1 protein-coding gene is annotated in these 10,153 nt (G+C 45.8%); it reads left to right on the top strand.

Annotation, left to right across the window (positions count from 1 at the left end):
• Window positions 1–290: 290 nt before the first annotated feature.
• Window positions 291–10,153 (top strand): putative Ig domain-containing protein (locus tag Q3A68_RS22620; RefSeq protein WP_302903425.1); only part of this gene is annotated, 9,863 nt, incomplete at its 3' end.

A 10,153-nucleotide genomic window follows, 5' to 3' on the forward strand; every position in this document is an offset into this window, starting at 1 on the left:
TAGCTGATAATTAGATTTATATAATTACAAACGCTGAGAAAAATAAAGCATATAAAATATTCCACACTTTTATTAACAAATTAACTTACTGATTATCAATTAACTAAAATTGATATTTTTTATTAATCAATATGCATGCAAATTAAACCATAGAGATAAAAATACACTAAAAGGCAACTTTATTCGATTTGGCATAGGTGGTATGGATATTGAAGTACGTGCCTGCATAATTTGCTAAGCGCGAGCAACATAAAGCGCTTAGCAACTAAAAAACCTTTAATCACGATATTATGGCTGCTAAACTTTTACTCCGTAATCTTCTGACCGCAATTAAAACCTTCATTTTACCTGGACAGGTAAAAGCAGGCAATTCTGTTGATTATACTGAAATGGCATTTGAGCAATGCAGTAGTTATTTTATAGCTGATGCCCGGCGTCCGGGCCAGTTACCGCGGTCGGAGAAAAAGTTCAATCTTTTTTCAGCTAAAACTTTTGTGATGACAATGGTACTGGCTGTTGCTGGTTTGGGTTTTACGAATAAGGCGCAAGCACAGGCTCCAACAACTCAAGCGAGCAATTTGACATTTGCTAATATCACGGCCAGTACAGTATCGCTCAACAGTTGGACTAACGGCAATGGAATTCATAGAGAGGTATTTATGGCACCAGTTTCTACAGGCTCACCATCCCCTGTAAACAACACTGTGTACAACGCCAATACAGCTTTCGGATCGGGTAGCCAAATAGGTTCTTCGGGCTGGTTTTGCGTTTATAAAGAAAGTACTACAACAGGCCCCCCTACTACGGTCACAAATTTAACTCCTAATACAACTTACCGTGTAATGGTAGTTGAGTTTAATAGCAATTCCACTCCGAGCTATTTAACTACGACCGTTGCGACTAACCCTGCAAATTTCACGACGCTTGCGGCTTCAATTAGCTATGCAGGTACGCCTTTTTCTTTTTTTCAGAACACTGCAATAACTACAGCAAGTCCAACTGTTTCGGGGCCTCCTAATAGTTATAGTATTAGCCCTGCCCTGCCAACAGGTTTGAATTTCAGCACAAGCACCGGACAAATAACAGGTACGCCAACAGTTGCATCTGCCGCTTCTAGTTACACTGTAACAGCTACCTATCCTGGTAGTGTTACTGCTCAGACTACGATCAATGTGACGGTATCGGGCATCAGTTATGCTGGTACTCCTTTTACCTTTTATAAAGGGAATGCGATAACAACCTTATCACCAACGATAACCGGGAATACACCTGCCAGCTACGCTGTGAGTCCGGCTCTTCCAACAGGTTTAACTTTAAATACCAGTAACGGCCAAATTACGGGTACACCGACAGTTGCAGCCGCTGCTGCTAATTACACTATAACAGCAAGCTACTCAGGGGGAGGGACCTCTACAGCCACTGTCAATATCACATCATCCGGTGTCAACTATGCTGGCTCTCCTTTTACTTATATCGCGGGTACAGCAATAAGCACTGCAAGTCCAACGGCAACAGGTGCCACACCTACCAGTTACGGTGTCAGCCCTGCGCTTCCTACAGGCCTGAACTTCAATACGGCTAACGGGCAAATAACAGGCACTCCATCTGTGACTTCAGTAAGCTCTGCTTATACTGTGACCGCAAATTATAGTGGTGGTCAGACCACAACGGCAACCATTAACGTAACCGTTAATGCCCCAACCATCAGTTATGCGGGTTCTCCTTTTACCTATAATGCCGGCACAGCTATAACAACAGCGTCGCCAACCGTGACCGGATCGGTAACGAGTTATGGCATAAACCCCACTCTTCCGGCAGGTTTATCGTTCAATACAGCCAACGGCCAGATAACCGGCACACCGACTGGAGCTTCGCCAACCACATCCTATACAGTAACGGCCAACTACAACGCAGGGGTAACAGCTCAGACGACTATAAGCGTAACAGTAAACGCCCCAACGATAAGTTACACGGGAACGCCGTTCTCGTTTTTCCGGAATACGGCGATAGCTAGTCAAACTCCCGTAAAGACGAACGGAACGCCATCGAGCTATGCCATAAGTCCAACATTACCAACCGGGCTGGCATTCAACACCGGGACGGGTGTGATATCAGGTACACCGACAGTTGCATCGGCCGCAACGGATTATACCATCACCGCTACATATAGTGCAGGTGTAACGGCTCAGACCACTATTAATGTTACAGTTTCTGGTATTAGCTATACCGGATCGCCGTTCTCTTTCTTTAATGGCACTGCAATAACTACGCTGTTGCCCAATGTGACCGGCGTTGCCCCAAATAGTTATGCTATTAATCCTTCAACATTACCTGCAGGATTATCGTTCAGTACATCAACCGGGCAGATTTCAGGCACCCCAACTGCAAACTCAGCAGCCACCACCTACACTATTACAGCAAGTTATACCGGCGGAAGTGTGTCAACAACGATCAATATCACGGTATCCGGCATCAGCTACGCTGGCTCCCCATATACATTCAATGCAGGCACAACCATCACTACTGCTTCTCCAACAATAGTTGGCCAAACGCCAACCAGTTACAGTATCTCACCATCGTTTTCGAGTACCGGTCTTAGCTTCAACACCGCTAACGGCCAGATATCGGGAACACCAACAACAGGAAGCTCGGCTACCATTTACGCAGTTACGGCAAACTATTCTGGCGGGCAAACAACAACCTTCAACATAACCGTCACAGTAAACACGCCGACGATAAGTTACACCGGAACGCCGTTCTCGTTTTTCCGGAATACGGCGATAGCTAGTCAAACCCCGGTAAAGACAAACGGCACACCTACAAGCTATGGCATTAGTCCAACATTGACAACAGGGCTCTCGTTTAACACGGGCACCGGTGTGATATCGGGGACACCGACAGTTGCATCGGCTGCAGCGGATTATACCATCACTGCTAACTATGCCGGAGGTGTAACCGCGCAAACCACTGCTAATATTACCGTATCGGGTATTAGCTATACGGGTTCGCCATTTGTTTTCTATAATGGCACTGCAATAACTACGCTATCGCCCAATGTGACCGGCGTTACCCCGAATAGTTATGCTATTAATCCTTCAACATTACCTGCAGGATTATCATTCAGCACATCAACCGGGCAGATTTCAGGCACCCCAACTGCAAATTCGGCAGCCACCACCTACACTATTACAGCAAGTTATACTGGCGGAAGTGTGTCAACAACGATCAATATCACGGTATCGGGTATCAACTATGCCGGCACACCATATTCATTATATACAGGTTCTGCAATTGCAACAATAAGCCCAACAATAACCGGCGATACACCAAATGGGTATAGTATAAACCCGGCTCTTCCGGACGGAGTGTTATTTGATACTGCTAACGGACAGATAACAGGAAACCCTACTACAGTGACCCCTGCTGCTGATTACGTTGTCACAGCAAACTATGCAAGTGGTGCAAGTACTTCAACAACGATCAACATTGCCGTTTTAAGTAACAATTCGATCAGTTACACCGGTTCACCTTTTAGTTTCCTCCAGGGCAATGCAATCACAAGCCTGTCCCCAACTGTAACCAATCCTCCTTTGAGTTATAGCATCAGCCCGGCTCTTTCAGCAGGTTTGACGTTAAACACTTCTACGGGTGTGATATCAGGTACACCGACAGCAACGAATGCAGGCACAGACTACACCATTACTGCAAATTATTCGGGTGGAGTAACTGCACAAACTACGATAAACATAACGGTGGTTGCACCAACATTAAGTTACACCGGTTCGCCTTATACCTATACAGTAAATATAGCAACCACAGACTTAACACCAACCTATACAGGTACTGTTTCAAGCTTTACAATAAGCCCTGCATTACCAAATGGGCTATCTATTGATCCTTCAACCGGCGTAATATCAGGAACACCACTAGCGCCTATAGCTGCAACTGATTTTACTATAACTGCACATTATGGAAGCGGGGTGGTCATTACTACTACTATTAACATAACTGTATTGCCAAATATCAGTTATACTGGTTCGCCTTATACTTTCTACAATGGCACAGCTATAACACAGCTGACACCAAATATATTAGGAGACACCCCAACAGGGTATTCAATTAGCCCTGCACTGCCAACTGGTTTATCCATTGATCCTGGCACAGGTGTGATATCAGGAACACCAACCGTAAATTCAGTAGCTGCGAATTACACAGTTACCGCAACCTATAGTGGAGGGGTGACATTTTCGACAACTATTAATATAACGGTAACAGGTATCAGTTATGCCGGTTCGCCATTTACCTTTTTCCAGGGCACAGCGATTACAGCTGCGAATCCAACATTAGTAGGTTCCACCCCTACCAGCTACAGCATAAACCCTGCACTGCCAACAGGCTTATCATTTAATACTGCTAATGGTCAGATAACAGGCAATCCGTCTATCATATCAGCAAACACAGCTTATACAGTAACAGCAAATTATAGCGGTGGTCAAACCACTACCACCACTATAAACGTAACGGTATCAGGTATCAGCTATGCCGGCACTCCTTTTACCTTTTATAATGGTTCGGCGATCACCGCGATATCGCCAACTGTAACAGGCAGCACGCCTACGAGCTATACCAGCACTACATTACCAACAGGCTTATCCATTAATAGCTCTACAGGTGCAATTTCGGGTACCCCTACAGCAGTAAGCGCAGCCAACAACTACACCATTACTGCGCACTATTCAGGCGGTCAGGCTACTACATTTGTCATCAATATTAATGTATCCGGTATCAGTTATGCCGGAACTCCATTTACTTATTTTAATGGTGTGGCGATAACCGCAGCGAATCCAACGGTGACGGGCGCTACTCCTGCTAGTTATTCAGGTGCGCTTCCAACGGGTTTGACATTGAATACTGTTAGCGGACAAATAACAGGTACGCCAACCGTTACTGCCGCAGCAACACCATATACCATCACTGCAAATTATGCAGGTGGTCAAACCTCTTCTATTACCTTTAATATTACGGTATCAGGTATCAGCTATGCTGGTACACCTTTTACATTTTTTAATGGTGTAGCAATAAGCACACAAAGTCCGACAGTAACAGGCACGACCCCTACAAGCTATGCAATAAGCCCAACACTGCCTTCGGGTTTAGCATTCAGTACAACTAACGGTCAGATAACAGGCACACCAACTGCCTTATCATCCGCTGCTAATTATACTGTAACAGCAACCTATACAGGCGGTATAACTACCCAAACTATTATCAACGTAGCGGTTGTGGGTGCTCCTACAATTAGCTATACTGGTTCACCTTATACGTTCCTTACTGGCGTTACGATATCAACAATAACACCTACTATAACCAATACACCATTAATCGGTGGGCAAACCAGCAACTTCACCACTAGTACACTTAGTACGCCCTTTGGTGTAGCAGTAGACGCAAGCGGCAACGTTTATGTATCCAACACAGGAAATAATACGATTGTTAAGTACTCGTCTGCTGGCGGCACCGGAACTACATTTGCCAGCGGCGGTGGTCTTAATACGCCTAACGGCCTGGCATTTGATGCTGCTGGTAACCTTTATATAGCAAACAAGGGCAGCAACAATGTGCTGAAGGTGGGTTCCGCAGGTGGAACGCCAACCACATTTGCAACAGGTGGTGGCCTTAATGGACCTACTGCCGTAGCAATTGATGCTTCCGGCAATGTGTATATAGCCAATACAGGGGCTACAAATATTCTGAAAGTAACTTCAGCAGGTGGAACACCAACTACTTTCGCATCAGGCGGTGGACTTAATAATCCTACCGGTTTAGCACTTGACGCTTCAGGCAATTTGTATATTGCTAACCAGGGTGGCACCAATATCCTGAAGGTAACTTCAGCAGGCGGCACACCTACTGTATTTACAAGTGGAGTAGCCGCGCCACCAACAAGTATAACTGCCGATAATTCTGGAAACTTATATGCAAGTACAAGCACAGGTGGTAACCGCAGAATACAAAAAATAGTTATCTCGACAGCTACTGTTACCACATTGGCCGGCTCATCTACCGGCAACGTAAACGGTACCGGTGCAGTCGCCCAATTCGGGAACACGATGACCAGTTTGGTTGCCGATGTCTCAGGCAACATATATGTTGTTGATCAAAGCAACACTGCTATCAGAAAAGTAATTGCCCAGGGAGCTGCCATCAGCCCTGCCTTACCTGCAGGCTTAAGCTTTAACCCGGTAACTGGGGCTATAAGCGGCACACCTACTGCGGCTTCACCATCTACTGCATATACAGTAACTGCAGCGAACCCTGTGGGTGCTGCTACCACTACTATCAACATAACGGTTACTGCACCATCTATCAGCTATGCAGGTTCGCCTTTTACTTATTATAATGGCTCGCCAATTACATCATTAACGCCAACGGTAACAGGTAGCCCGACAGGCTATTCAGTAAGCCCGGCACTACCTGCAGGGTTAACCCTAAATACAGGCACGGGCGTTATATCCGGTACTCCGACAGCTACAGCTACAGCAGCTAATTATACTGTTACTGCAACTTATTCCGGAGGGGCAACGGCTCAGGCAACTATAAACATTCAGGTGCTCGCACCTACAATCAGTTATGCAGGTTCACCGTTCAACTTTACTATTAACACGGCTATTACTGCTGCGAATGCAACAGCCTCCGGAAGTCCTTTGAGTTATTCAGGATCCTTGCCAGCTGGATTATCGCTTAATACTTCAACCGGGCAAATAACCGGCACGCCGACTACTTTATCTTCGGCCACACTTTATACCATTACTGCTAATTATGCAGGAGGTGTAATTGCAACAGTGGATATATCTATTGCGGTTAACAATCCGACATTAACCATAACTGCGAACAATCAAACTATGAGTTATGGGGCATCCGTGCCAACACTGACCGTAAGTTACAGTGGTTTTGTAAATGGTGACACCCAGGCAAGTTTAACGACTTTGCCAACAGTAACTACTACAGGTACCTCCGCTTCCAACCCGGGCGCTTATCCGATCACAGCAAGTGGAGCAGTGGCTCCTTCATATTACAATGTAGTTTATGTACCAGGTACTCTAACGATAACACCTGCAACATTAACAGTTACCGGATTAGTAGCTGGTAATAAGGTGTATGATCAGACTACAAATGAACCTAATTTTACAGGCGGCACATTGGCTGGCGTAGCTTCTGCCGACCTGGGAAATGTAACACTTGTTCCAAGCGGAACATTTGCAAGCGCCTCAGCGGGTACGGGCATAGCCGTTACTTCAACAAGCACATTAAGCGGATCAGCTGCAGGCAACTATACATTAACACAGCCAACCGGCTTGTCAGCTAATATTACACAGAAACCGTTGTCAGTCTCCTCATCATCGGTAAGTGTGAATGCTAAAACATACAATCAATCAACCGCAGCTACTACAACCGGAACGTTGGGTAGCACGCTGACTGGCGTGATATCAGGAGACGTTGTGGCATTAAACGGCAGAACAAACCCAACAGGTGTATTCTCCGATGCAAATGCCGGCATTAATAAAACCGTTACCTTAACTTCGCCTACCCTTTCCGGGCCTCAGGCGAGCAATTATTCGTTAACAATTACCTTATTGGGCACCATCAACCCCGCTACTGCATTTATTAATCCGGCAGCAGGAGTTAGCAAGGTTTACGATGGGACAGCAACGGCTACAATTACCGGTACGCTTAATGGTAAAATATCAGGAGATGATTTAACCCTTAATCTATCAGCTATTTTCACTGCCGGTGCGTCAGTAGGCAATGGAAAAGCCATAACATCCACAAGTACATTGAGCGGTACATCTGCAGGTAATTATACGTTGCAACAACCAACCGGGCTAACAGCTAATATTACACCTGCACCTTTAACAATAACCGCTAACAATCAAACTAAATCATACGGAACTGCATTCACTTTTGCAGGCACAGAATTTACTCACTCAACATTGTATGCTTCGGACGCAATTACGAGCGTTTCGTTTACAAGCGCAGGAGCAGCAGCAAATGCAAGTGTTGCAGGAAGTCCTTACACCATTGTGCCTAGTGGAGCAGTGGGAAGTGGCTTATCAAACTACACCATATCATATGTAAACGGATCACTAAGCGTTACGGCAAAACCGTTGACGATTACAGCTAATGTGGTTAAGACATATGGTACTGCATTAACAAGTGGTCCGGGATCAACTGCATTTATTTCATCTGGTCTTGCAAATAGTGAAACTATTGGAAGTGTAACCATGACTTACAGCCAGGGCACAGCAGCAAATGCGCCTGTCTCCGGATCACCATATATAAACGCAGCAACTCCTTCGGCTGCGACAGGTGGTACTTTTACCACAAGCAACTATACCATCACCTATAAAACGGCAGATGTAGTAGTTAACCCTGCATTACTAACTGTAACAGCAACCGGGCCTCCGAAGGTATATGGCACAGCTTTAACTACAGGTACAAGCTCCAATTACTTTACAAATAGCAGCACAGTAAATAGTGAAAATATTACCAGTGTTACACTCACTCCGGATGCTGCAGGATTATCTGCAACTACATCGGCCAATGCACCTTATACCGTTACTCCTTCACTGGCAACCGGCACTAACGGTTTCCTCGAAGCCAATTATTCTGTAACCTATGTTCCATTTAATGGGACCGTTACTAAAGATACGGTAACAATAACCGCGAACAACGCCTCTAAAATATATAGTGCATCTCAATCATTCAATGGTACCGAGTTTACGGTAACCGGGCTGGATAATGGTGATACTGTAACCTCTGTTACGTTGACCAGTGATGGCACAGCCCCTACGGCTTCTGCGGGTAACTATCCTATTGTCGCATCAAATGCTCAAGGCTCTGGTCTGTCTAATTATATCATTCAGTATGTAAATGGCACAGATACGGTCAAACAAGCGAATTTGACTGTTACAGCGAATAATGCTTCCAAGACTTATGGCAATACCCCTTCTTTTGCCGGTACTGAGTTTACGACTTCTGGCCTGCAGAACTCTGACGCAGTTACCAGTGTATCTTTAACTAGTTTGGGTAGTGTTGCCACCGCACCTGTGGGTGGTTATGACATTGTTCCTTCCGCTGCTGTGGGCTCTGGCCTGTCTAACTACCATATCAGCTATGTGAATGGTACGCTGACTGTAGATTCTGCTACTCTGACTATTACGGCTAACAGCAATCATAAAACTTATGGTTCTTCTCAGTCTTTCGCAGGCACCGAATTTACAACCTCTGGTTTGCAAAACTCGGATGCGGTCAATTCAGTAACCCTGGCCAGTGATGGCGCTGCTGCTTCAGCTGCGGTTGGCAGCTATGCTACTGTACCTTCGGCTGCTGCTGGCTCTGGTTTGTCTAACTACCATATCAGCTATGTGAATGGTACACTGACCGTGGATTCTGCTACTTTGACGATTACTGCTAACAGCAATCATAAGACTTATGGTTCTTCTCAGTCTTTCGCAGGCACCGAGTTTACCACTTCAGGTCTACTCAACTCAGATGCGGTCAATTCCGTAACCCTGGCCAGTGATGGCGCTGCTGCTTCAGCTTCGGTTGGCAGCTATGCTACTGTACCTTCGGCTGCAGTGGGTTCTGGTTTGTCTAATTACCATATCAGCTATGTGAATGGTACGCTGACTGTTGACTCTGCTACTTTGACGATTACTGCTAACAGCAATCATAAAACTTATGGTTCTCCTCAGTCTTTTGCAGGCACCGAGTTTACTACCTCGGGTCTGCTGAACTCGGATGCGGTCAATTCTGTAACCCTGGCTAGTGATGGCGCTGCTGCTTCAGCTGCGGTTGGCAGCTATGCTACTGTACCTTCGGCTGCAGTTGGCTCTGGTTTGTCTAACTACCATATCAGCTATGTGAATGGTACGCTGACCGTGGATTCTGCTACTCTGACGATTACTGCTAACAGCAATCATAAGACTTATGGTTCTGCTCAGTCTTTTGCAGGTAGCGAGTTTACCACCTCTGGTTTGCTGAACTCGGATGCGGTCAATTCTGTAACCCTGGCCAGTGATGGCGCTGCTGCTTCAGCTTCGGTTGGCAGCTATGCTACTGTACCTTCGGCTGCGGTTGGCTCTGGTTTGTC

Source organism: Mucilaginibacter tolerans (genome assembly GCF_030519375.1).
Lineage (GTDB): Bacteria > Bacteroidota > Bacteroidia > Sphingobacteriales > Sphingobacteriaceae > Mucilaginibacter.